The following is a 24,275-nucleotide window of genomic DNA, read 5'->3' as shown; positions in this document are numbered from 1 at the left end:
CAGTTATGGTTGATCGGCACGACTACGTGGCCCTCGAGTGGGTCAAGGGCGACATTGCCGAAACCCTGAAACAGGCTCGCTCGGCGCTCGACGCGTACGTCGAAATCTCAGACGGCGAGGCGATCAGCGAGTGCCTGGCGTGTGTCCATCAAGTGCATGGCGCGTTGCAGATGGTCGAGTTCTACGGCGCGGCGCTGTTGGCGGAGGAAGTCGAAGCGCTGGCCCTGGCCCTGCAAGCCGGAAGCGTCAGTCAGCGCGACGAAAGCATCCGCTTGCTGCAGCAGGCCCTGACTCAATTGCCGCTGTACCTGGACCGCGTACATAGCGCCCGGCGCGATCTGCCGCTGGTGGTGTTGCCACTGCTCAACGACCTGCGCAGCGCGCGCGGGGAAAGCCTGCTGTCGGAAACCAGCCTGTTCAGTCCGCAACTGCTGACCATCGCGCCGTTGCCGGATGAGGCCCTGGCCCAGCGCGCGATGCCCGACCTGAAAGAACAACTGCGCCAGTGGCACCAACTGCTGCAACAAGCCTTGGCCGGGCTGCTGCGTGAAGACCATGGCCCCAGCAACCTCGAAGACATGGCTCGGGTGTTCGCACGCCTTGAAGCCTTGTGCCAGGGCGCGCCGCTGTTGCCGCTGTGGCAAGTCACCTCGGCAATGGTCGAAGGCATGCTCACGGGTGTGATCGCCAACAGCCCGGCGCTGCGCAGCCTGCTCAAGGCCAGCGACAAACAACTCAAGCGGCTGCTGGCCCAGGGCATCGGCGGGATCAACCAGCCTGCGCCGGATGAACTGCTCAAGAGCCTGCTGTTTTATGTCGCCAAGGTCACCCGGCCAACGCCGCGCATGCAAAGCCTGAAAGAACGCTACGGCCTGGATGAAGCCCTGCCCGACAGTACCGTGGTCGATGCCGAACGCGCGCGCCTGGCCGGGCCGGACCGAAATGCCATGGGCTCGGTGCTGGGGGCCTTGTGTGAAGAACTGGTGCGAGTCAAAGAACGCCTCGATTTGTTCGTACGCAGCGACCGTCAGCACGCCAGCGACCTTGACGCGCTGCTCGCGCCGTTGAGGCAGATCGCCGACACCCTGGCCGTACTGGGCTTCGGCCAACCGCGTAAGGTCATCATCGACCAACTTGCCGTGGTGCTGAGCCTGGCCCAAGGCCAACGCGAGCCCAACGACGCCGTGCTGATGGACGTCGCCGGCGCGCTGCTCTATGTCGAGGCCACGCTGGCGGGCATGGTCGGCACCGTCGAACCGGAAAGCCGCGAAGAAAGCCGCCTGCCCACCACCGACCTGACCCAGATCCACCAGTTGGTGATCCGTGAATCCTGCCAGTGCCTCAAGCAAGCCAAGGAACTGGTGATCGACTGCATCGAAGCCGATTGGGACCGCCAGCGCTTGGAGTCCCTGCCGGAGCTGCTGAGCCAGGTTCGCGGCGCCCTGGCGATGATCCCGTTGCCCCGCGCTGCAAGCCTGATGCGCGGCTGTGCCGATTACGTCGACGAACCGTTGATGGGTAACGACGCACTGCCCTCCGAGATGCAACTGGCGCATTTCGCCGACGTGATCAGCAGCCTGGAGTACTACCTGGAGCGCATGCTCCAGGACCCGGACGCTGCGGGCGAACGCGTGCTGGAACTGGCCACCCAAGGCTTGGCCGCACTCGGTTACCTGCCCGTCGAAAAACCCTGGCGCGAGGCCCTGGTTGCACCGGATGGCGTACTCTCGGCCGAGGCAACGTCGAGCCAATCCCAGTTCGACGCACTCGCCAGCCCAACGTCGCGGCTGAACCCGCCGGCCCTGCAGCGCCCTGGCAGCCTGTTGCCGCCGCCGGCCGATGAAGAACCCATCGACGATGAACTGCGTGAAGTCTTCCTTGAGGAGACCGACGAAGTCCTCGAGGTGCTGCACCGTTACCTGCCCGACAGCACGGACAAAACCGCCCAAGGCGAAATGCGCCGTGCCTTCCACACCCTGAAAGGCAGCGGTCGCATGGTCCGTGCCCTGGTCTTGGCCGAGTTGGCCTGGGCGGTGGAAAACCTGCTGAACCGTGTGTTGGAGCGCAGCGTAGCCCTCGGCCCCGACGTGCAGCAGGTGCTGGACGAAGCGGTGGCCTTGCTGCCGGAGTTGATCGCCGACTTTGCCATCGACGACCAGTGCCAAAGGGATGAGGTCGACGCCCTGGCCGCCCGCGCCCACGCTTTGGCCAGCGGCACATCAGTGTCGGCTGCCGAGCCTCATGATCCGATGCTGCTGGAGATCTTCCGCAACGAAGCCCAAAGCCATCTGGACAGCCTCAATCATTTCCTGCACCAGGCCGCCGAGCATGTGCCGCTGCAAGTCAGCGATGAATTGCAACGCGCCCTGCATACCCTCAAGGGCAGCGCCTACATGGCTGGCGTGTTGCCGATCGCCGAGCTGGCGCGCCCGTTGGATCACCTGACCCGCGAATACAAGGCCCACCGCCTGCCGCTGGACCTGGACGAAGTGGAGTTGCTGCTGGAAGCCGAGGGCCTGTTTCAGCGTGGGCTGCGCGATCTGGACAGCGATCCCCTGGCGCCGATCAACGGTGCGCAAGACCTGATCAACCGCACCCAAAACCTGCTGGCTCAGCAGCTTGACGCGCTGCTCGATGTGCCCGTCAAGCGCGACCCCCAGCTGATCGCCAGCTTCCTGGCCCAAGGCATGGACATCCTGCTCGACGCAGAAAGCCTGCTGCGTCGCTGGCAGCAACACCCCGGCGAACGCCAGGAACTCACTGCGCTGCTGGATGAATTGACCACGCTGGGGGAGGGCGCACACGTTGCCGACCTGTACGCCATCGACGCACTCTGTGAAGCCTTGCTCGACCTGTACGGCGCTGTTGAGGAAAGCAGCCTGGCGGTCAGCGAGCGGTTTTTCCATGAGGCCGAACAGGCCCATGAAGCACTGATCAGCATGCTCGACCAGTTGGCCGCCGGCCAGGAAATTAGCCCGGCGCCGGCCCGTGTCCAAGCCCTGCGCGAGTTATTGGACGAAGCCCTCGACCCGTCCGCCACCGGACTGATCAAAAGCGACGGCAGCCGCACGCTGAGCATTTCCGAACTGGGCGCCGCCACACAGCAGTTGGATCACCAAACGGCGATGGACGATGAAATCGTCGAGATCTTCCTGGAAGAAGCCGTGGACATCCTCGACAGCGCCGGGCAGTCGCTCAAGCGTTGGTTGCTGGAGCCCGACAACGCCGCGCCGTTGTCGTCGTTGCAACGCGATCTGCACACCCTCAAGGGCGGTGCGCGCATGGCTGAAATCGAGGCCATTGGCGACCTAGCCCACGAGTTGGAATGCCTGTACGAAGGGCTGGTGGACCGCCGCTACAGCTACTCTGCCGAACTGTCCCAACTGCTGATGGCCAGCCATGAACGGCTCGCCTTGCAGCTTGAGGAACTGCAGCATCACCAGCCCCTGAGCGACAGCGCCGACTTGATCGCCAGGGTGCGCGCATTCCGCCAAGGCAGCGCGCCAGCCGCACCGGCTGCCACGCCGCCAGCGTCCGGGGCCGACCCCGAGCTACTGGATATCTTCCTCGAAGAAGCGGCCGACATCCTCGACAGCTCCAGTTCTGCGCTGTCGCGTTGGCAGGCCGAGCCGGGTAATCGCCAGGAAGTGGAGACCCTGCTGCGTGACCTGCACACTCTCAAGGGCGGCGCGCGCATGGTCGAGATTGCGCCCATCGGCGACCTGGCCCATGAGCTGGAATTTCTCTACGAAGGCCTGTCCGCCGGTTTGCTCGCGCCGTCCCCGGAGCTGTTTGCGTTATTGCAAGGCTGCCACGACCGTTTGGCGCAGATGATCGACGCGGTGGCCGACGGTTTGTCGGTCGGCTCGGTGGACAAGCTTATCGAGCGCATCAAAAGCCTGGTGCATCCGAGCGACGAACCGGTGACTCCGGTAGCGTTGCCTGCGGGCAAGGCGGAGGCCGTCGTCGATCCGATGACCGACATGGTGAAGATCTCTGCCGAGCTGCTCGACGATTTGGTCAACCTGGCCGGTGAAACCTCTATCTTCCGTGGCCGCATCGAACAACAAGTCAACGACGCGCGCATCGCCCTGACTGAGGTGGAAACCACCATCGAACGTATGCGCGACCAACTGCGTCGTCTCGACGCCGAAACCCAGGGCCGCATCCTCAGCCGCCAGCAAGCCGAAGCCGAGCGCCTGGGTTATGAAGAATTCGATCCGCTGGAAATGGACCGTCATTCGCAACTACAGCAACTGTCCCGAGCGCTGTCCGAATCCGCCTCCGACCTGCTCGACCTCAAGGACACCCTTGAGCGCCGCAACGAGGACGCCCACGACCTGTTGCAGCAACAGGCACGCATCAACACCGCGTTGCAGGAAGGCCTGATGCGCACGCGCATGGTGCCGTTCGAGCGCATGCTGCCACGCCTCAAGCGCATCGTGCGCCAGGTGGCCGGCGAACTGGGCAAGGACGTGGAATTCATTGTCGGCAATGCCGAGGGTGAGATGGACCGCAACGTGCTGGAACGCATGGCCGCGCCGCTGGAACACATGCTGCGCAACGCGGTGGACCATGGCCTGGAATCCCGTGATGCGCGGCTGCTGGCCGGCAAGCCGGAGAAAGGTCGCATCACCCTGGACCTCACCCACGAAGGCGGCGATATCGTCTTCGACATGCGCGACGACGGTGCCGGCGTGCCGCTGGAGGCCGTGCGGCGCAAGGCGATCAAGCGTGGTTTGCTCGACCCCAATCAAGAGATCAGCGACCGTGACGTGTTGCAGTTCATTCTGCAGCCGGGCTTCTCCACGGCGGAAAAAATCACGCAGATTTCCGGGCGCGGCGTGGGCATGGATGTGGTGCATGAAGAAGTGCGTCAGTTAGGCGGCTCAATGGTCATTGACTCGACGCCGGGCGTGGGGGTGCACTTCCGTATCCGCTTGCCGTTCACCGTGTCGGTCAACCGTGCGCTGATGGTGCAGTGCGCAGACGATCAGTACGCGATTCCGCTCAACACCATCGAAGGACTGGTGCGGGTGCTGCCCCATGAGCTGGCGGGGCACTATCAGCACAATCCCCCAAGTTATGAATACGCCGGCCAGCGCTATGAACTGTTCTATCTGGGCGACCTGCTGCACACCGTCAGTCGCCCGAAACTGCTGGGCCAGTATCAACCGGTTCCGGTGCTATTGGTGCAATGCAATGAGCGGCGCGTGGCCATTCATGTGGATGCCATGGCTGGTACGCGGGAGATCGTGGTCAAGGGCCTGGGGCCGCAGTTCGCCGGCGTGCAGGGCTTGTCTGGCGCGACGATTCTGGGCGATGGCCGCGTGGTGTTGATCATCGACTTGCTGGCGCATATCCGCGCCCGCCCACCGGCCTTGCCGGCCCAAGCGGTGGATGCGCCGCTGATCCTCAACGACCCGCTGAAAAAGCGCCCGTTGCTGGTGCTGGTGGTGGATGATTCAGTCACCGTGCGCAAAGTCACCAGCCGTCTGCTGGAGCGCAACGGTATGAACGTGCTCACCGCCAAAGACGGCATCGACGCGCTCGCATTGCTTGAAGAACACACCCCGGACCTGATGCTGCTCGACATCGAAATGCCGCGCATGGATGGTTTCGAAGTCGCCACCCAAGTGCGCAACGACCCCCGGCTGATGCGCCTGCCGATCATCATGATCACCTCGCGCACCGGCCAGAAACACCGCGACCGCGCCATGGCCATCGGCGTCAACGACTACCTCGGCAAGCCGTACCAGGAATCGGTGCTGCTCGAAAGCATCGCCTACTGGAGCAAGTCCCATGCTTGACCACCGCTCCAGCCAACTCACCGGCCTGCTGCTGCCCCTGGCCGACCGCCATCTGGTGCTGCCCAACGTGGCCATCGCCGAGCTGATCGACTTCCAACGCGGCGAACCGGCCAGCGATGCGCCGCCGTGGTATTTGCGGCAAGTGACCTGGCGTGACCGGCAGATACCGCTGATCAGCTTTGAAGCGGTGTGCGGTGAAGCCAGCGTGACCGGCGAACGCTCGCGGATAGTGGTGTTGAACGCGTTGGGTGGGCGGCCGACGCTGAAGTTTATTGCGCTGGTGATCCAGGGCATTCCACGGTCGTACAAGCTTGATAGTGAATTGAGCTACGTGGACGTGCCGCTGTGCCCGCTGGAGCTGGCGGCGGTGCAGGTGGGCGAGCATGTGGCGAAGGTGCCGGACCTTATGGGCATCGAAGCGCTCTTGGTTGAATCCGGCTTGGCTTGATTGCCCACCTATTCAAATCCCTATGAAGTTCCAAATGTGGGAGCGGGCTTTCGCGAGCAAGCCCGCTCCCACACTGAATTGTGCTCGCCTCCAAACCTCAATCAATCCGCGCAAACCGCTCAATCACCGGCTGCTCCCGATGCTCGGCCTGCCACAAATCATAAGCACTCTGCATCGACAGCCATAACTGCCCCGTGCTCACACCTGCCCGCTCAAGCCGCACCGCCAAGTCAGGACTAACAGGCGCACGCCCATGCAAAATCCTCGAAAACCTCTCACGGGCGAATCCCAGGCGCCGGGCCATTTCGGTGATGGTGATGTCCAGGGCAGGGATTACATCTTCAAGCAGGATTTCACCTGGGTGAGGTGGGTTGTGCATGGGCATGTTGGTCTGTCCGACGGCGATGAGTATCAGTCGCGAGGCTAGGCCGGTCATTTCCGAGCAGCAACCCTAAACCATTGTATGAATCTTCCTATCGGCCTTCCGAGTTTGCTCACTCTGGTGCAGTTTGACCCTACAAATGTCGGAATAGGATGGAGTTGTTGTAGGCAAGTTCTGTATCTGGATTGTGCGGGAGGTTCAGTGCCAGGTGGGGTGCTAGGTTCAGCGCTCCTCACAGCCAGCAAGGATTCGCAAATGGCCGTACCGTTAATGCCGCCGGGTGTTTCACTTCTCGAAAATATGGCGACCGCCAAGTGTAAAGGCACTCATCTCCAGCCAGGCTCGGCATTCGCTTATTCCTGGTTTTACTCACAGGTCAGGGCTGCCGGCCCATGGAACTACAAGAAGCGAGGGCGTCAGTACGAAGCTTTTGGTAACTTCAATTATGGTGCTACAGGTACGGTGCTGGGTATTCCCGAGCATGTTCTGTTACGGGCAGCAGGTGTCGCTCAAACATTCGCAAAAACCACCAAGCCGGAATTTGGGTCATGGTGGGGCGCAGACCCTTTTGGCGATGATCCTCGAGATCAATATTGGATAAGGAGGGGTATTGAGTATGCAATTTCTCAGGGCTACTAAGGGCCTCTTGCCGGTTCTGCGCAACTGCCTGCTGGTAGCCTGCCTGATTTATATCGGGGGCAATTGGATCATGTCATCCGGTACACCGGATTTGGACGAAGTGGTTTTGAAACACTCCTTGGGCAACGGCAGCTCAATTTATGGAGCACGTGACGGTCAGGGCGGCGCGACAGTGGGATTTTCCTACAGGTACTACGTTCATAAGGACTTAGGTAGTGATCGGGAGATACTGACAGCGCTGGTTTCGGCACATCCCTTTCTGAAAACTAAAGAGCCGGATGTTCAAGTCACCCGACAGGCTGGCCTCATCCGCCTTACTGTTCGTGGGGAGGTTTATGAATACCGTAGTTACCCGCTCGAAGGTTTGGGGGCTGTGAGAATAGACATGAAGTTGTAGACCGGCTGGCTTCGGATTTTTCCTGCAAGATTTTGGGCTGTGCATGAACTTGTCGCGTGCCGTCAGCGCGCCTAGTCTTTGTCCCGTCATCGCAAAAAACGGTGACACGGACGTGCAAGTCCGACGAAACTGTTTAGGCGTACGAACGCCCAGCCATCCAACGGGCGTTTTTTGTGCTCGCTGTTTTATGGCGGCTGCGCGCAGGAGGTCTTCGGACCTGCTGGGTGTCCTAAACAGGCCCGGTCTTGCACACCTGCGCACGGTCGCCACCCTCATTCGCGTGCAAGCGAACGGTGGCGCTCCTTACTCACTGTTTAGGAGCTTCATCATGGTCAAACCTACCCCCAATCCGCCCCTCTTCACCGTAAACCCGCACGAAAACACCGAAACCCTGCTGGTCAACGCCAGCGAAACCCTGTCTTCTCTTAACGCACTCACCTGCAATCTCGCCTTCGACCTGGACACCTCCCAGCGCGCGATCATGCTCGGCATCCAGCAAATGGCGGAGCTGGGGCAGCTATTAGTGGATCGGGCCCTGGAACAGATTTCCCCTTCTGCAGTCGCTTAAAACTTGATCGTTCCCAAAAAGGGACCTATCGTTCCCTTTTTGGGACTCTTTGGCCGTTGCCATGCACACCTTGCCGATCAGCACTGCACTCTTCACCGTCACCCAACAAAAAGTACTGGGCCTGCTGTTCGGCAAACCCGACCAAAGCTTCTTCACCAATGAGATTGCGCGATGGGCCCAGGTGGGCAAGGGCAGCCTCACTCGTGAGCTTGAACGTCTGCAATTGGCGGGCATCTTGAGCATGACGCGCCAAGGCAACCAGACCCATTACCAAGCCAACCCCCAATGCCCGATTTACTCGGAGTTGTTGGCCATCGTGCGCAAGACCCTGAGCCTGGATGAACCATTGCGCACTGCACTGGCGCCGTTCGCCAAGCAGATAACCTGGGCGTTTATCTACGGCTCCATCGCCAAGGGCGAGGCGCACTCATCCAGTGACATAGATCTCATGTTGATCGGTGAAAGCCTCAACTACAGTGAAGTCATGGAGCAGCTCATGCCGCTCGAAGAGCAACTGGGCCGCACCCTCAACCCGACGCTTTACACCCCTGAAGACTGGATCGGCAAATGGAATGCCGGGAACAGTTTTGTGCAGCGGGTCGTGCAGCAGGACAAGATCAACCTGATGGGGAGCAACCCCCTGGAATCCACGGATGGACAACAAGGTAAACCTGGAGAATCTGTAACGTAGCGGCGGTTTGAAGGCTGAGCCGCCGGATCGCAAAGAGTGTGATGGGCTGATGCGTTCAGCCAGGGATCGGCTGAGGGATGCCGGCAACCCACAGTTATCATTCGCCAGTCGTTTCGACCTGGCTTACAACGCGGCTCATGCTATCGCCCTTACGGCCTTGCGCTTGCAAGGTTATCGCTCGGATAAACGCTATCTGGTCTTCCAATGCCTGGTTCATACCGCAGACGCTGGCAAGGTGCAGGTGAGGTTGTTGGCGTTGTGTCATGAGCGTCGGAACCTCGCGGAATATGAAGGGTACATGGATGAAGATGAGGCGCTGCTGGGCCAATTAATGGAAGGTGCGAAGATATTAATGAGCAATGTGGAAGCATTGCTTGCTGGTCATAGGTGGGAATGAATCACCGGTCAACTGTAGGAGCCGGCTTGCCGGCGATGGCGTGCGGTCAGTTGGCACATTGTTCAATTAGCGACCGCTATCGCTGGCAAGCCAGCTCCTACACAGGCTTTGTTACTCCAGCCGTAACGGTTCACCGCCGAGCTTGATTGATGGCCCTCTCAATCACTCCTAAGGTAAGCCCCACGACAGCAAACCCGTGGAGCGACCATGACAACAACACTCACCCCCGACTCGCGCTGGACGCGGCGGCGCGACGAGAAGCAGCGGCGGCTCGGGCTGGTCAAACAATTTGCAGACGGCGCGGTGCTGCCCAGCGACAGGATCGTCGAGGCGCTTGAAGCATTGATCCTCCCCGGCGACCGCGTGGTACTGGAAGGCAACAACCAGAAACAGGCCGATTTCCTCTCCCGCTCCCTGGCCAAAACCGACCCGGCCAAGCTCCACGACTTGCACATGATCATGCCCAGTGTCGGCCGTTCCGAGCACCTGGACCTGTTTGAAAAAGGCATCGCCCGCAAGCTGGATTTCTCCTTCGCCGGCACCCAATCCCTGCGCATCAGCCAGTTGCTGGAAGACGGCTTGCTGGAAATCGGCGCGATTCACACCTACATCGAACTCTATGCGCGGCTGGTGGTGGACCTGATCCCCAACGTGGTGCTTTCCGCCGGTTTCATGGCCGACCGCGCCGGCAATATCTACACAGGAGCGAGCACCGAAGACACGCCTGCGCTGATTGAGCCTGCGGCATTCAGCGATGGCATCGTGATCGTGCAGGTCAACCAGTTGGTGGATGACGTCACCGATTTGCCCCGCGTCGACATCCCGGCGAGCTGGGTGGATTTTGTGGTGGTGGCCGACAAACCCTTCTACATCGAGCCTTTGTTCACCCGCGACCCACGCCATATCAAGCCAGTTCACGTGCTGATGGCGATGATGGCGATCCGTGGCATCTACGAAAAACACAATGTGCAGTCACTCAATCACGGCATCGGTTTCAACACCGCCGCCATCGAATTGATCCTGCCGACCTACGGTGAATCCCTTGGCCTCAAGGGCAAGATCTGCCGCAACTGGACCCTCAACCCGCACCCAACCCTGATCCCCGCCATCGAAAGTGGCTGGGTAGAAAGCGTGCACTGCTTCGGCACCGAACTGGGCATGGAAAACTACATCGCCGCCCGGCCGGATGTGTTCTTCACCGGCCGCGACGGCTCGATGCGTTCCAACCGGATGTTCTGCCAACTGGCCGGCCAATACGCGGTGGACCTGTTTATCGGCGCCACCCTGCAAGTCGACGGTGACGGCCATTCCTCCACCGTGACCCGTGGCCGCCTGGCCGGGTTTGGTGGCGCACCGAACATGGGCCATGACCCACGCGGCCGCCGTCATGGCACGCCGGCGTGGCTGGATATGCGCCATGACGATGCACCTGAAGCCTTGCTGGAGCGCGGCAAAAAACTCGTGGTGCAAATGGTCGAGACCTTTCAGGAGGGCGGCAAACCCACTTTCGTCGACACCCTCGACGCCGTGGAAGTCGCCCGCAAAAGCGGCATGCCCCTGGCGCCGATCATGATCTACGGCGATGACGTCACCCACCTGCTCACCGAAGAAGGCATCGCCTACCTGTACAAAGCGCGTTCACTCGAAGAGCGCCAGGCGATGATCGCTGCCGTTGCAGGCGTCACTACCATCGGCATGCGCCACAATCCCAAAGATACCGCGCGCATGCGCCGCGAAGGCTTGATCGCCTTGCCTGAAGACTTGGGCATCCGCCGCACCGACGCCACCCGCGAACTGTTGGCCGCCAAGAGCGTGGCCGACCTGGTGGACTGGTCCGGTGGTCTGTACAACCCCCCCGCCAAGTTCAGGAGCTGGTAAATGCGCGCACTCAAACTGCAGGAATTGACCCTCGCCGAACGTCTGGCGGACATGGCCGTCGATGCGTTGATCGATGAAGCGGACCTGTCGCCCAAACCCGCCCTGGTGGACCGGCGTGGCAACGGCGCCCACAGCGATCTGCACCTTGGCCTGATGCACGCCTCGGCGTTGTCGCTGTGGCCGATGTTCAAGGAGATGGCCGAGGCGGCGATTGAATTCGGTGAAGTCGGCTTGCCCCTGCGCGAAGCCCTCGGGCGTCTTGGTCGTGAAGGTGAGCAGGCAATGCTGACCACCACCAATGGTGTGAATACCCATCGCGGCGCGATTTGGGCCCTTGGTTTGCTCACCGCCGCCGCCGCCCTGGCACCACGCGCCGTCACGCTGACGGCAGCCAAACTGGCCTTGCTCAACGACCGCTATGCACCGCAGCCCATGAGCCACGGTGCTCAAGTCGCCCACCGTTACGGCGCCCGCGGCGCCCGTGAAGAAGCGCAGCTGGGCTTCCCGTCCGTGGTGCAACGCGGCTTGCCGCAGCTGCACCGAAGCCGTCAGCAAAACGCCGGCGAACAGAACGCGCGCCTGGACGCCTTGCTCGCGATCATGACGGACCTGGCCGACACCTGCGTGCTTTACCGTGCCGGCACCGAAGGCCTTCAAACTATGCAACGCGGCGCCCAGGCCGTGCTGGATGCAGGCGGCAGCGCAACCCTCGGCGGTCGTCGCCAACTGCACGCGCTGGACCTTCAACTGCTGGCCCTGAATGCCTCCCCCGGCGGCGCGGCCGACCTGTTGGCCGCCTGCCTGTTTATCGATCGCCTCGACGGAGCGTTGTGATGGAAACCTTATCCTTTGAATTCCCCGCCGGGCAGCCGCCAAAAGGCCGTGCGCTGGTGGGCTGCGTCGGTTCGGGCGATCTGGAAGTGCTGCTGGAACCGGGCACGCCGGGCACCCTGACCATCCAGGTGCAAACCTCGGTGAATGGCGCCGAACAACGCTGGCAGCATCTGTTCGAACGCATCTTTCAGGAGCAGACGCCACCGGCCTTGAACATTGATATCCATGACTTTGGCGCCACTCCCGGTGTGGTGCGCTTGCGCCTGGAGCAGGGTTTCGAGGAGATCGGCCATGACTGAGTTACTCGCCAAACACAGCTTCGTTGAGCTGGGTGCTCGGCAGCGGGCCAAGGCGTTGCTGGACAAAGGCTCTTACCGCGAATTGATCGACCCGTTCCAGCGCGTCATGTCACCGTGGCTCAGCCGTCAAGGCGTGGTGCCGCAGGCCGATGACGGTGTGGTGATCGCCAAGGGCAGCATTGATGGAAAGCCTGTGGTGATTGCGGCCATTGAAGGTAACTTCCAGGGTGGCAGCCTCGGTGAGGTCGGCGGCGCGAAAATCGCCGGCGCCCTGGAGCTGGCGGTGGAGGACAATCGCAAGGGCATTCCCACGCGGGCCGTCCTGTTGCTGGAAACCGGGGGCGTGCGCTTGCAAGAAGCCAACCTGGGCCTGGCGGCCATCGCTGATATTCATGCGGCGATTGTCGATCTGCGCCAATACCAGCCGGTGATCGGCGTGGTAGCCGGTAGTGTTGGCTGCTTTGGTGGCATGTCCATCGCGGCTGGCTTGTGCAGTTACCTTGTCGTCACCCGCGAAGCGCGCCTGGGTTTGAACGGCCCGCAAGTGATCGAACAGGAAGCGGGCCTTGAAGAATACGACTCCCGCGACCGGCCTTTCATCTGGAGCCTCACCGGCGGTGAGCAACGCTTCAACAGCGGCTTGACCGACCGGTATGTCGTTGACGATGTGGCCGAGATTCAACAGACCGTCAGCGCAGTGTTGGAACAGGGCTTGCCCGCCCAACAACGCAGCCGTCAGGCCCCATATTACTTGGCGCGCCTGGCCGAACTGGACGCCACGCCGCAAATCGACCCGGCGACGGTACGCGCGCTGTATCAAGGAGAACGCTCATGAGAGGTTTGCAGTGGTTCAACGCATTGAGCGTCGGGGCAATAGCCGTTGAGGGTTTGCCCAACTCGCTGAAAGTCGCCGATGGTGTGCTGGGTGAACAGCCGGTGCGCTATATCGCCGTGGTCACCGACGCGCAAAACCGCTTCCCCCGCGCGCGCCATGGCGAGGTCGGCCTGCTGGAAGGCTGGGGTCTGGCGAAGGCCGTCGATGAAGCCATCGCTCGTGGCGATAAGCGCCCCATCATCGCCATCGTCGATGTACCGAGCCAAGCCTACGGGCGTCGCGAAGAAGCCCTCGGCATCCACCAGGCCCTGGCCGCCGCCGCCGACAGCTACGCTCGTGCTCGCCTGGCCGGGCATCCGGTGATCGCGCTGCTGGTGGGCAAGGCCATGTCCGGCGCGTTTCTCGCCCATGGGTACCAAGCCAACCGTTTGATCGCCCTGCGCGATCCTGGTGTGATGGTGCACGCCATGGGCAAGGCCTCGGCCGCGCGCGTGACCTTGCGCAGCGTTGAAGAGTTGGAAGCCTTGGCCGCCAGCGTGCCGCCCATGGCCTATGACATCGACAGTTACGCCAGCCTGGGTTTGCTGTGGGAAACCTTGTCGGTCAGCCAAATTGAAGAGCCTACACCGGAGGATGTGGCGCGGGTCAGCGATTGCCTGGTGAGTGCGATCAAGGATATTGGTAGCACCGACTTGAGCGGCCGTCTTGGTGCGACCAATCGCGCTGCCTCCAGCCACGTGCGCCAACTGCTGCGGGAACAATGGTGAACGCCCACGACCTGCTCTGGGGCATGACTCCGGCGCATCTGCCTGCCAACGCTCCGGTGTGGGCGGTGGAGGCGATTGGCACGGTGGTGGTACGTCGCGCGATTGTCGCGCCGGGCTGGGTTGCGGTGGGCGTGCGCGGGCGTTTGCGTGAGCAGCGGTTTGCCGCCGAGATGCCGATTGCCGCTGTGCGGCGCAGAGTCGTACCGGAAGCGCTGCGTGACGTTGCCTCGACACGGGACTTACCGGCCTTGCAGGCACTCGAACAGCTGCGGCCGGTGCTGGCGCCTTTGAATTGGGGCATCACCGGCAGCGCGGGTTTTGAGCTGGCCACGGGCATTGAAGCTCTGCATGCCCAGAGCGATCTGGACCTGATTCTGCGCACGCCCGAGCCACTGGATCGCAACGACTCACGCGATCTGTTGGCAACCTTGGACAAGGCCGCATGCACTGTGGATCTGCAACTGCAGACACCTTTCGGCGCCGTCGCCTTGCGCGAGTGGGCCGGTTCGTCGCGACGGGTGTTGTTGAAAACCGCCAGCGGTGCGCACCTCGTCCTCGACCCTTGGCAGGCCGTAGCATGAGCAGCCTTCTCGTCTTCCCCGGCCAGGGCGCCCAACGCCCCGGCATGCTCCAGGCGTTGCCGGCCGATGTGTTGGAACATGCCAGCGATGCCTTGGGTGAAGACGTTCGCGCATTGGATTCGGCGCACGCCCTGGCGAATACCCGCGCGGTACAACTTTGCCTGTTGATCGTCGGCGTGGCCCACGCCCGCCTGCTGCAACACAGCCCCGATTACGTCGCGGGATTGTCCATCGGTGCCTACCCGGCGGCAGTGATGGCCGGTGCGCTGGATTTCGCTGACGCCCTCAAACTGGTCAGCCTGCGCGGCGAGCTGATGCAAAACGCGTATCCACAGGGCTACGGCATGACCGCGATCATCGGCCCGGAGTTATCCACCGTCGAAAGCCTGCTGGCCGAAATCCACAGCCCTGAAACCCCGGTGTACCTGGCCAATATCAACGCCGACAACCAAACCGTGATCGCTGGCAGCGACCAGGCCATGAAGCTCGTCGCCAACCGCATCAAGGGCAACGGCATCGCCAAGCGCCTGGCCGTCAGCGTGCCGTCCCATTGCGCATTGCTGGAGCAACCGGCACAGGCCCTGGCGCAAGCCTTCGTGCCACTCAAGGCGCCGCGTATCACCTACCTGAGCAGCACCCGCGCGCGGCCGATCCATAACTCTGAGCAACTGCGCGACGACCTGGCCTTCAATATGTGCCGCGTCGTCGACTGGCGCGGCACCGTGCAAAGCGCCTACGAGCGCGGCGTGCGCCTGCAGATCGAACTGCCACCGGGCGCCGTGCTCACCGGCCTGTCACGTCGCGTATTCGAACAAGGCACGGTGATCGCCTGTGAAGGTGCGCGCCTGGACACCTTGCAGGCCCTGCTGCAAGAGGAGGAGCGCCGCCACCGATAAAGCAGCACCCAAGGCTTTCGAAGCACAACAACAACAATTTCGATCGAGCACTTTGAGGACAACAACAATGATTATCTACGGTGTGGCATTGCTGGCGATCTGCACGCTTGCGGGCGTGATCATGGGCGACATGCTCGGCGTGTTGCTGGGCGTCAAATCCAACGTGGGCGGGGTGGGGATCGCGATGATCCTGCTGATCTGCGCCCGCTTGTGGATGCAAAAGCGCGGCGGCATGACCAAGGATTGCGAAATGGGCGTGGGTTTCTGGGGCGCGATGTACATCCCGGTGGTGGTGGCGATGGCCGCGCAACAAAACGTGGTGACCGCTCTGCATGGCGGCCCTGTTGCGGTGCTGGCTGCGATTGGTTCAGTGGTGGTGTGTGGTTGCACCATCGCGCTGATCAGCCGTACCCACAAGGGCGAACCCTTGCCCGATGAAGAGCCGATGATCGCTCCAGTGGGAGGACGCTGATATGTGGGATCTCATCGAAAAAGGCTTGGAACATAACGGCCTGATCACTGCCTTTGCCTTTGTTGGCGTGGTGATGTGGATTTCCGTGGTGCTGTCCAAGCGGCTGACCTTCGGACGTATCCATGGCTCGGCGATTGCCATTGTCATCGGCCTGGTACTGGCATGGGTCGGCGGTACGATCACCGGCGGTCAGAAAGGCCTGGCGGACCTGGCGCTGTTCTCCGGCATCGGTTTGATGGGCGGCGCGATGCTGCGCGACTTCGCCATTGTCGCCACGGCCTTTGAAGTGCAAGCCACCGAGGCGCGCAAGGCCGGGATGATCGGTGTGATCGCGTTGCTGCTGGGCACGATCCTGCCGTTTATCGTCGGTGCGAGTATGGCCTGGGCATTTGGTTATCGCGATGCGATCAGCATGACCACCATCGGTGCCGGTGCCGTGACTTACATCGTCGGCCCAGTGACTGGCGCGGCGATCGGCGCGACCTCGGATGTGATGGCGCTGTCGATTGCCACCGGGTTGATCAAGGCGATCCTGGTCATGGTGGGAACACCGGTCGCGGCACGCTGGATGGGCTTGGATAACCCGCGTTCGGCGATGGTGTTTGGTGGGTTGGCCGGCACTGTGAGCGGTGTGACGGCGGGCTTGGCGGCGACGGATCGGCGGTTGGTGCCGTATGGTGCGCTGACGGCGACGTTCCACACCGGGCTGGGTTGCCTGCTTGGGCCTTCGTTGCTCTATTTCATCGTACGCGGGTTGGTTGGGTAAGTTTGGACTTTGTGTTGCTAGTTAGGGCCTCTTCGCGAGCAAGCCCGCTCCCACACTTGACCGAGTTCCAGCATGAGAATGCGGTCAAAATGTGGGAGCGGGCTTGCTCGCGAAAGCGGTTTTTCAGGCTTGGCGATTGGCATACATCCGACACTCCGCCAACAACGCCAGCAAGTTCGGATCGCGCTCCTTGGCCTTCAGGAACACCACACCAATATGCTGCTGCAACCGATACCTGGGTTGCAGCGGTATCAGCTTCACGCGGTTTTCATACACCGCCGCAATCCTACCTGGCAGCAGTGCATAACCCACGCCCGAGCTGACCATGCTCAGCAGCGTGAAGATGTCATTGACCTGCATCGCCACCTTCGGCTCGAACCCTGCCTGCTTGAACACGCGATTTCCATCCTGGTGCGTAGCGAAGCCTTGGGTGAGGGTGATGAAGGTTGCGTCGCGCACGTCGGCAAGGTCGATCTCCCGCTCGCGGTCGAAGGGGGAATCGGCGGGGGTGGCGAGAAAGATATCGTCGGAAAACAGCGCAATCTGTTCGCAGTCGGGGTCGTTGGCGTGTTCGTCCAGGGAGATGAGGATCGCGTCCACTTCCATGTTCTTGAGCTTGTAGAGCAGGTCGAAGTTGGAGCCCAGGATCAAGTCGATATTGAGTTCGCTGCGGCGGATCTTCAGGCCCATGATCAATTGCGGCACGGTTTTCACCGTCAGCGAATACAGCGAGCCGAGCTTGAAGCGCTCGGCGGAAAAACCGGCCGCTTCGCGGGTCAGGCGCACGCTGTCGACCACATCGGCGACCAGCTTTTGCGCGCGTTCTTCCAGCACGTAGGCGCTTTCCAGCGGCGTGAGGTTGCGCCCTTCGTGTTTGAACAGCGGGCAGCGCAGGGCGTTTTCCAGGGAGTGGATGGCGCGGTGCACGCTGACATTACTGGTTTGCAGCTCGGCGGCGGCGCGGGCCAGGTTGCCGGTGCGCATGAATGCCAGGAAGATTTCCAGCTTCTTGAGGGTGAACTCTTCGTCGATCAGCATGGCCGTGGCTCTTGTTCGAATGCCGTTGATTGTGCCCGCAAAACGACTCGCCGTCCCTGGAACGTCACACGCCGCTTGCACTCTTATGCGCAAGGCTGGACGCTTGCCAGTCAGTTCTTAACGGTTACAGGAGGCCAGTGACAGATGTACCACGGGGAACGATTCAACGCCTGGAGCCATTTGCTCGGTGCAGTCGCGGCGTGTATTGGCGCCGTGTGGATGCTGGTGGTGGCAAGCCTGGATGGCAGCCCCTGGAAGATCGTCAGCGTGGCGATCTATGGCTTTACCTTGATGGTGCTGTACAGCGCGTCCACCGTGTACCACAGCGTTCAGGGGCGTCGAAAAGAAATCATGCAGAAGGTCGATCATTTTTCGATCTATCTGTTGATCGCCGGCAGCTACACGCCGTTTTGCCTGGTGACGCTGCGCGGGCCGTGGGGCTGGACGCTGTTCGGGATTGTATGGGGGCTGGCGGTGATCGGCATCCTGCAGGAGATCAAGCCGCGCTCTGAGGCGCGCATCCTGTCGATCGTGATCTACGCGGTGATGGGCTGGATCGTGCTGGTGGCGGTCAAACCGCTGCTCGCCGCGCTGGGCACGGCGGGGTTTATCTGGTTGGCGTCGGGCGGCGTTTTATACACCGTTGGCATTATCTTCTTTGCCCTGGAGGACCGTCTGCGGCATTCCCATGGGATCTGGCATTTGTTTGTGATTGGCGGGAGTTTGCTGCACTTCGTGGCGATCATGCATTACGTTTTATAGCCGCTCCAGAAGCTCACGGGCGCGCAGGCCAAAGATCTGCAGCAGATTGGCCAACATGTGCGGCGGCGGTTCATTGGCGCGGGTGAGGGCGTACAGAGTAATCGGCAACGGCGGCGTGAGAGTGCGGATGCATGTGGTGGCGGTCGAGGCACCGAGGGCGGTGAAGGGGTCGATCACCGTAAGGCCGGCGCCGGACTCCACCATGGCGCGGGCCAGGGAATAGGTTTGCACCGAGATCGTCACCCGCGGCGGTGGGTCGACGCTTTCCAGGTAGCTGTCGAGTTTCGTCGCCAACGGGTCGGCGCTGGAAAGACCAATCAGCGCGGTGCCTGCCAGATCTGCCAGGGGTAATGGTTGGCTTAGTTCGGCGTCAGACCAATAGCCTTTGGACGCCAGCGCCACCAGCACCCCGTTGGCCAGCACCAGTGTAGTCAAGCCCGGATGTCCGGAGAAGTTGAGCGTCAGCGCCAAGTCAATCTCACGCATCAGCAGCTTCTGCACCAACTCGCGGCTGTGGTCGCTGGACAGTTCGCAAGCCATGTCCGGGTAATTGCGCTTCCACTCCAGAATCGCCGGCGGCAGCAGTGACAAGGCCAGCGCCGGGATTGCGCCAATACGCACACTGTGGCCTGGTGCACGGCGCAAACTCTTGGCCAGGCGTCGCACGCCTTGCAGGCTTTCGGTGACCTTCTCCACTTCGTTTTCCAGCGCCAATGCTTCCGGTGTGGGCTGCAATTTGCCGCGCACCCGCAAGAATAGGGGGAAGCCCAGTTGCAATTCAGCGTGCTGCAACACCTTGGTCACCGCCGGTTGCGACACATGCAGCAATTGCGCGGCGGCGCTGACGGAGCCGGTCTGGCGGATGGCCTGGAAGATTTCGATATGACGCAAGCGCATGGCAAGTCCATAACCTTTGTTTATAGGTGAGCCATCTTTATTCATTGTCGGCGCGCTGTCACCTGCCTCTAGGCTTGAGGTCTCTGGATTCAACGGCGGGCGACGGAAATGGTGTGCATCATCGGGGGGGGAGTGATTGGTCTGGCCAGCGCCTATGCGTTGGTGCGTGCAGGTCATGAGGTGACGGTGATCGATGCGCGCGAGACCCTGGGCAGCGAGACCAGCTTTGCCAACGGCGGGCAGTTGTCTTATCGCTACGTGGCGCCACTGGCCGATGCGGGCGTGCCGCTGCAAGCCATCGGCTGGTTGTTGCGCGGTGATTCGCCATTGAAGCTGCGCCCGCGTCTCGATCCCCAACAGTGGCGCTGGATGGCGTCGTTTCTTGGCGCCTGCCGTGGCTCGGTAAACAAACGCAATGCGGGGCACCTGCTGCGCCTGGCATCTCTAAGCCAAGACACCTTGCAGAAATGGCGCGATGACGATCACCTGGACGGCTTTGACTGGCGACGTAACGGCAAGCTGGTGACCTTTCGCAGCGCCCGTTCCTTTGAACAGGCGCGCAGCAAGGTCACCGATATCCTGCAACAACAAGTGCTCTCAGCCGCCGATTGTGCACGCCTCGAACCCGCACTGGCGGGCGGTGATTTTGTCGGCGGGATCTACACGCCTAATGAAGAGGTCGGTGATTGTCACGCCTTCTGCCAGCAGTTGGCGGCGCGGCTGGAAGCGTCGGGACGTTGCCGCTTTTTGCTGGGCCGAAAAGTCTCCGGTATTCGCCAGACAGGTGGCACAGTGCAAGCCATTGAGTTGGGTGATGAGGTCATGCCGGTCGAGCACCTGGTGCTGGCGGCCGGGTATCGCAGCGCCGAATTGGGTGTGCCGTTGCCGCTGTACCCACTCAAGGGCTACAGCCTCAGCGTGCCAATTGGCACGCATCATCAGGCGCCGAATGTGAGCATCACCGACTACGACCGTAAGATCGTCTACGCGCGCATCGGTGAACAGCTACGGGTAGCGGCCATGGTGGATATCGTTGGCTTCGACGCCAGCCTGGAGCCCAAACGCCTGGCATTGATGAAGCATCAGGCATTAGAGATATTTCCTAATGCTGGCGACTACGCCCAGGCGGTGGAATGGGCCGGCATGCGCCCGGCGACGCCGACCGGCGTACCGCTGATTGGCGCCGGTCACTGCCGCAACCTGTGGCTGAACCTTGGTCACGGAGCCCTCGGCTTTACCCTGGCCTGCGGTAGCGGCCAACTGCTGGCCGAGCTGATCAGCCAGCGTGCCCCTTCCATTGATATGCAGGGCCTTGCGCCCCGCGCTGCATGAGGATGTACCGATGACCATCACCCGAATCAGCAGCAACGAACGCCTGAGTGGCGCGGCCATTTTCAAGGACCTGGTGTTTCTCTCGGGTCAAGTGCCCGGCGGTGGCCAGGATGTGGCGACGCAAACCCGCGAAGTGCTGGCCAAGATCGATGCGCTGTTGGCCCAGGCAGGCAGCGACAAGGACCACCTGCTCAACGCGACGATTTACCTGAAAGACATCGGTGAAGGTTTTGCGCCGATGAACCTCGAGTGGTCGGCCTGGCTGTCGCCGGGCATGGCGCCGACGCGTACTACCCTGCAAGCAGAACTGGCGCGACCGAGTGTGCTGGTGGAAATCAGTGTGATCGCTGTACGTAAATAACTTCAAAGACCAACGGAGAATAACAATGAAAAAAATCCTGTTGACCGGCTGCACCCTGGGCCTTTTGCTGGGCGCGCAGGCCCATGCGAACCAAGCGCCGCTGGACGGCACGCTGGCCAAGATCGCCAGCGCCAAGTCAATAACGTTGGGCTATCGCGATGCATCGGTGCCGTTTTCCTACGTGGGGGATCACAGTGGCAAGCCCATGGGCTATTCGGTGGAGCTGGCGAACAAGATCGTCGAGCGCATTCAGCAGAAAACCGGGGTGGCCACGCTCAATGTGAAATACAACCTGGTGACCTCGCAAACCCGCATCCCGCTGGTGCAGAACGGCACCGTTGACCTGGAATGCGGCTCCACCGGCGTGACCGTCGAGCGGCAGAAGCAGGTAGCGTTTTCCTACGGGTTTATCTACGTGAAGGGGCAATTGCTCACGGCCAAGGACAGCGGCATCAAAGGCTTTGCCGACCTGGCAGGCAAGAACGTGGTGACCACCGCCGGCACCACCAACGAGCGCTTCCTCAAGAGCTACAACGCCGAGCACAAGGCCAACATGTTCGTGATCAGCGCCAAGGACCACGGCGAAGCTTTCAAGATGCTGGAGACCGGCCGTGCGGCGGCGTTCTACATGGACGATGCGTTGCTCTACGGCGAACGCGCCAAAGCCAAGGATCCGCACAACTGGGTGGTGGTGGGCGAGGAGCAGTCGCGGGAGATCTACAGCTGCATGGTGCGCAAGGACGACCCGCAGTTTCTCGCGGTGGTCAACGAAACACTCGGCGACCTGTACCGCAGTGGCGAGATCAATGGGATTTACCAGCGCTGGTTCGAACAGCCGATTCCGCCCAAGGGCCTGAACCTGGAGTTCCCGATGACCAGCGAGCTAAAGGCGATCATTGCCAAGCCGGTCAGCGACCCGGTGGAGTAATCCCTAGAAGTCGCCCCACAACTGTTGGGCGACTGCCAACGCCACCACCGGTGCAGTCTCGGTACGCAACACACGCGGACCGAGGCGCGCAGCGTGGTAGCCCGCGGCTTGTGCGGTTTCGACTTCGTTGTCGGTCAGCCCGCCTTCAGGACCAATCAGAAAAGCCAGGCTGGAAGGCGTGGCGTGACTGACCATCGGCTCCGCCACCGGATGCAGCACCAGTTTCAAATCCGCCTCGGTCTGCTTCAACCAGTCCGCCAGCAGCAGCGGTGGGTGAATCACCGGCACCGTGGAGCGCCCGCATTGTTCGCAGGCGCTGATCGCCACCTGGCGCCAGTGCAGCAGGCGTTTGTCGGCGCGTTCATCCTTGAGGCGCACTTCGCAGCGCTCGCTGAAAATTGGCGTGATCGTGTTGACGCCCAGTTCGGTCGCCTTCTGAATCGCCCAATCCATGCGCTCGCCACGGGACAGGCCCTGGCCGAGGTGGATATGCAGCGGCGACTCGGTCTGGCCTGCGAAGCTTTCGGTGAGTTGCACGGTCACGCGCTTTTTACCGACTTCCAGCAGGCTGCCCAGGAACTCCTGGCCCGAGCCGTCGAACAATTGCACGGCATCGCCTTCGCCCATGCGCAGCACACGGCTGATGTAGTGCGCCTGGGCTTCGGGCAGTTCGTGATCGCCAATGCTCAGCGGGGTGTCGGTGAAAAAACGGGACAGTCTCATTTCTGTTCTCTGAAAAGGGGCGGGCCATCAGCCCGGATCACGGAAGCCTGGGTGGAAATCTTTCGGTACGGCAATGCTGACGCTGCTGTTGGTGGCGATATCGATGCCTTCGCTGGCCACTTCGGCGAGGAAGTCGATCTGCTCCGGCGTAATCACATAGGGCGGCAAGAAGTACACCACGCTGCCCAGAGGCCGCAACAGTGCACCACGTTCCAGGGCGTGCTCGAACACCTTCAGGCCACGGCGTTCCTGCCAGGGGTAGGCGGTCTTGGTGGCTTTGTCCTGGACCATCTCGATGGCCAGCACCATGCCGGTCTGGCGCACTTCCGACACGTGAGGGTGGTCCCCCAAGTGTGCCGTGGCGGTAGCCATGCGCTGGGCCAGGGCTTTGTTGTTTTCGATGACGTTGTCTTCTTCGAAAATATCCAGGGTCGCCAACGCCGCCGCGCACGCCAGCGGGTTGCCAGTGTAGCTGTGGGAGTGCAGGAAGGCGCGCAGGGTCGGGTAGTCGTCGTAGAACGCGTCGTACACGTCATCAGTGGTGACCACGGCCGCCAGCGGCAGGTAACCGCCGGTGAGGGCTTTGGACAGGCACAGGAAATCGGGGCGGATACCGGCTTGTTCACAGGCGAACATGCTGCCGGTGCGGCCGAAGCCCACAGCGATTTCATCGTGGATCAGGTGTACGCCATAGCGGTCGCAGGCCTCGCGCAGCAGCTTGAGGTACACCGGGTGGTACATGCGCATGCCGCCGGCGCCCTGGATCAGCGGTTCGATGATCACCGCGGCGACGGTGTCGTGGTGCTCGGCCAGGGTCTGCTCCATCACCTGGGCCATCGTGCGCGAGTGGTCTTCCCAGCTCACGCCTTCGGGGCGCAGGTAGCAATCGGGGCTTGGCACTTTGATAGTGTCGAGCAGCAGCGCTTTGTAGGTTTCGGTGAACAGCGGCACGTCGCCCACCGACATCGCGGCGATGGTTTCGCCGTGGTAGCTGTTGGTCAGGGTGACGAAGCGCTTCTTGTTCGGTAGGCCACGGTTGAGCCAATAGTGGAAGCTCATCTTCAGCGCGACTTCGATGCACGACGAACCATTGTCGGCGTAGAAGCAACGGGTCAGCCCTTCGGGTGTCATCCGCACCAGGCGCTCGGACAGCTCGATCACTGGTTGGTGGCTGAAACCGGCGAGGATCACATGCTCCAGCTGGTCGACCTGGTCTTTGATGCGCTGGTTGATGCGCGGGTTGGCGTGCCCAAACACGTTGACCCACCAGGAACTGACGGCATCGAGGTAGCGCTTGCCTTCGAAGTCTTCCAGCCACACGCCTTCGCCGCGCTTGATCGGGATCAGCGGCAGTTGCAGGTGGTCTTTCATCTGGGTGCAGGGATGCCACAGCACCGCAAGGTCGCGTTGCATCCACTGGTTGTTCAAGCCCATCGGTGTTCTCCTCGAAGCGGTCCTGCGGCAAGCGCAGGTAAAACAATCGCGCAAGCCTATGCAATGGTGGCGCGTGTCACAACCTATTGTGAGTGAATTCGCGGTAAACACAGGACGGTCTGTCACGTTTCTTAGGAATA

Annotated in this window: 25 protein-coding genes; 20 read left to right on the top strand and 5 right to left on the bottom strand. The window is 61.6% G+C overall.

Annotation, left to right across the window (positions count from 1 at the left end):
- Positions 1-5: 5 nt before the first annotated feature.
- Together LVW35_RS26870 and LVW35_RS26865 are read left to right on the top strand one after the other, a co-directional pair.
- Positions 6-5,810, top strand: a complete 5,805-nt coding sequence (locus tag LVW35_RS26870) for an Hpt domain-containing protein (RefSeq protein WP_233892749.1) — start codon at positions 6-8, stop codon at positions 5,808-5,810.
- Positions 5,803-6,258 (top strand): chemotaxis protein CheW, encoded by a 456-nt coding sequence (locus tag LVW35_RS26865; protein WP_233892748.1) that lies wholly within the window; start codon positions 5,803-5,805, stop codon positions 6,256-6,258. Before LVW35_RS26870 ends, LVW35_RS26865 begins: the two co-directional genes overlap by 8 nt.
- A 97-nt stretch (positions 6,259-6,355) precedes the next feature.
- On the opposite strand, the gene LVW35_RS26860 is transcribed toward LVW35_RS26865, so the two are convergent.
- Complete coding sequence (locus LVW35_RS26860; protein WP_233892746.1) at positions 6,356-6,643, bottom strand: HigA family addiction module antitoxin; 288 nt, start codon at positions 6,641-6,643, stop codon at positions 6,356-6,358.
- Between the two features lie 252 nt (positions 6,644-6,895).
- On the opposite strand from LVW35_RS26860, the gene LVW35_RS26855 reads away from it, so the two are divergent.
- The 14 genes from LVW35_RS26855 (at position 6,896) to madM (ending at position 16,660) form a co-directional block, all read left to right on the top strand.
- Complete coding sequence (locus LVW35_RS26855) at positions 6,896-7,279, top strand: polymorphic toxin type 44 domain-containing protein (RefSeq protein ID WP_073860050.1); 384 nt, start codon at positions 6,896-6,898, stop codon at positions 7,277-7,279.
- On the top strand, positions 7,257-7,676 hold the full coding sequence (locus LVW35_RS26850; protein ID WP_233896554.1) for a hypothetical protein: 420 nt from the start codon (positions 7,257-7,259) through the stop codon (positions 7,674-7,676). Before LVW35_RS26855 ends, LVW35_RS26850 begins: the two co-directional genes overlap by 23 nt.
- Positions 7,677-8,004: 328 nt before the next feature.
- Positions 8,005-8,244 (top strand): DUF6124 family protein, encoded by a 240-nt coding sequence (locus LVW35_RS26845; RefSeq protein WP_028618292.1) that lies wholly within the window; start codon positions 8,005-8,007, stop codon positions 8,242-8,244.
- Positions 8,245-8,305: 61 nt separating this feature from the next.
- Positions 8,306-8,935: a nucleotidyltransferase domain-containing protein gene (locus LVW35_RS26840; protein ID WP_233892745.1), complete on the top strand. Its 630-nt coding sequence runs from the start codon at positions 8,306-8,308 to the stop codon at positions 8,933-8,935.
- Positions 8,936-8,942: 7 nt separating this feature from the next.
- Positions 8,943-9,332, top strand: a complete 390-nt coding sequence (locus LVW35_RS26835; protein WP_233892744.1) for a hypothetical protein — start codon at positions 8,943-8,945, stop codon at positions 9,330-9,332.
- 207 nt (positions 9,333-9,539) lie between these two features.
- Positions 9,540-11,210: a malonate decarboxylase subunit alpha gene (gene mdcA / locus LVW35_RS26830; RefSeq protein ID WP_233892743.1), complete on the top strand. Its 1,671-nt coding sequence runs from the start codon at positions 9,540-9,542 to the stop codon at positions 11,208-11,210.
- On the top strand, positions 11,211-12,044 hold the full coding sequence (locus LVW35_RS26825; protein WP_233892742.1) for a triphosphoribosyl-dephospho-CoA synthase: 834 nt from the start codon (positions 11,211-11,213) through the stop codon (positions 12,042-12,044).
- Positions 12,044-12,343 (top strand): malonate decarboxylase subunit delta, encoded by a 300-nt coding sequence (locus LVW35_RS26820; RefSeq protein WP_015886328.1) that lies wholly within the window; start codon positions 12,044-12,046, stop codon positions 12,341-12,343. Before LVW35_RS26825 ends, LVW35_RS26820 begins: the two co-directional genes overlap by 1 nt.
- Positions 12,336-13,178, top strand: a complete 843-nt coding sequence (locus LVW35_RS26815; RefSeq protein WP_233892741.1) for a biotin-independent malonate decarboxylase subunit beta — start codon at positions 12,336-12,338, stop codon at positions 13,176-13,178. The genes LVW35_RS26820 and LVW35_RS26815 overlap by 8 nt, the downstream gene beginning before the upstream one ends.
- Positions 13,175-13,945 (top strand): biotin-independent malonate decarboxylase subunit gamma, encoded by a 771-nt coding sequence (gene mdcE / locus LVW35_RS26810; protein WP_233892740.1) that lies wholly within the window; start codon positions 13,175-13,177, stop codon positions 13,943-13,945. The genes LVW35_RS26815 and mdcE overlap by 4 nt, the downstream gene beginning before the upstream one ends.
- Positions 13,939-14,526, top strand: a complete 588-nt coding sequence (locus LVW35_RS26805; RefSeq protein ID WP_233892739.1) for a malonate decarboxylase holo-ACP synthase — start codon at positions 13,939-13,941, stop codon at positions 14,524-14,526. Before mdcE ends, LVW35_RS26805 begins: the two co-directional genes overlap by 7 nt.
- On the top strand, positions 14,523-15,422 hold the full coding sequence (mdcH, locus tag LVW35_RS26800) for a malonate decarboxylase subunit epsilon (RefSeq protein ID WP_233892737.1): 900 nt from the start codon (positions 14,523-14,525) through the stop codon (positions 15,420-15,422). The genes LVW35_RS26805 and mdcH overlap by 4 nt, the downstream gene beginning before the upstream one ends.
- 67 nt (positions 15,423-15,489) lie before the next feature.
- Positions 15,490-15,894, top strand: coding sequence for a malonate transporter subunit MadL (gene madL / locus LVW35_RS26795; protein ID WP_095013852.1), 405 nt, complete (start codon positions 15,490-15,492; stop codon positions 15,892-15,894).
- Position 15,895: 1 nt separating this feature from the next.
- Positions 15,896-16,660, top strand: a complete 765-nt coding sequence (gene madM / locus LVW35_RS26790; RefSeq protein ID WP_010207194.1) for a malonate transporter subunit MadM — start codon at positions 15,896-15,898, stop codon at positions 16,658-16,660.
- 123 nt (positions 16,661-16,783) lie between these two features.
- Here madM and LVW35_RS26785 read toward each other — a convergent pair whose 3' ends face one another.
- Positions 16,784-17,698, bottom strand: coding sequence for a LysR family transcriptional regulator (locus LVW35_RS26785; protein WP_100491958.1), 915 nt, complete (start codon positions 17,696-17,698; stop codon positions 16,784-16,786).
- A 144-nt stretch (positions 17,699-17,842) separates the two neighbouring features.
- Between LVW35_RS26785 and trhA the strand changes: the two genes are divergently transcribed.
- The gene (gene trhA / locus LVW35_RS26780) at positions 17,843-18,460 is read left to right on the top strand and encodes a PAQR family membrane homeostasis protein TrhA (RefSeq protein ID WP_058426584.1); all 618 of its coding nucleotides are present in this window, start codon (positions 17,843-17,845) and stop codon (positions 18,458-18,460) included.
- Here trhA and LVW35_RS26775 read toward each other — a convergent pair.
- Positions 18,455-19,357 carry a LysR family transcriptional regulator gene (locus LVW35_RS26775; protein ID WP_233892736.1) on the bottom strand — a complete coding sequence of 301 codons (903 nt, stop codon included), beginning with the start codon at positions 19,355-19,357 and terminating at the stop codon, positions 18,455-18,457. The genes trhA and LVW35_RS26775 overlap by 6 nt on opposite strands.
- Positions 19,358-19,465: 108 nt before the next feature.
- Here LVW35_RS26775 and LVW35_RS26770 point away from each other — a divergent pair, with 108 nt between their 5' ends.
- The 3 genes from LVW35_RS26770 to LVW35_RS26760 are packed head-to-tail and all read left to right on the top strand — an operon-like array spanning position 19,466 to position 21,978.
- A complete protein-coding gene (locus LVW35_RS26770; RefSeq protein ID WP_233892735.1) occupies positions 19,466-20,689 on the top strand; it encodes a D-amino acid dehydrogenase in 1,224 nt (407 codons plus the stop codon).
- 10 nt (positions 20,690-20,699) lie between these two features.
- A complete protein-coding gene (locus tag LVW35_RS26765) occupies positions 20,700-21,050 on the top strand; it encodes a RidA family protein (RefSeq protein WP_233892734.1) in 351 nt (116 codons plus the stop codon).
- Positions 21,051-21,075: 25 nt separating this feature from the next.
- On the top strand, positions 21,076-21,978 hold the full coding sequence (locus LVW35_RS26760; RefSeq protein WP_233892733.1) for a transporter substrate-binding domain-containing protein: 903 nt from the start codon (positions 21,076-21,078) through the stop codon (positions 21,976-21,978).
- Between the two features lie 3 nt (positions 21,979-21,981).
- Here LVW35_RS26760 and LVW35_RS26755 read toward each other — a convergent pair whose 3' ends face one another.
- Both LVW35_RS26755 and LVW35_RS26750 read right to left on the bottom strand, forming a co-directional pair.
- Positions 21,982-22,701 (bottom strand): 16S rRNA (uracil(1498)-N(3))-methyltransferase, encoded by a 720-nt coding sequence (locus tag LVW35_RS26755; RefSeq protein WP_233892732.1) that lies wholly within the window; start codon positions 22,699-22,701, stop codon positions 21,982-21,984.
- Between the two features lie 27 nt (positions 22,702-22,728).
- The gene (locus LVW35_RS26750) at positions 22,729-24,135 is read right to left on the bottom strand and encodes an adenosylmethionine--8-amino-7-oxononanoate transaminase (protein WP_233892731.1); all 1,407 of its coding nucleotides are present in this window, start codon (positions 24,133-24,135) and stop codon (positions 22,729-22,731) included.
- Positions 24,136-24,275 lie beyond the last annotated feature (140 nt).

Origin of the sequence: Pseudomonas sp. HN11, from assembly GCF_021390155.1 — a bacterium.
Taxonomy (GTDB): domain Bacteria; phylum Pseudomonadota; class Gammaproteobacteria; order Pseudomonadales; family Pseudomonadaceae; genus Aquipseudomonas.
Note: the sequence above shows the minus strand (reverse complement) of the source record. Positions and strands in the feature narration are given on the sequence as shown.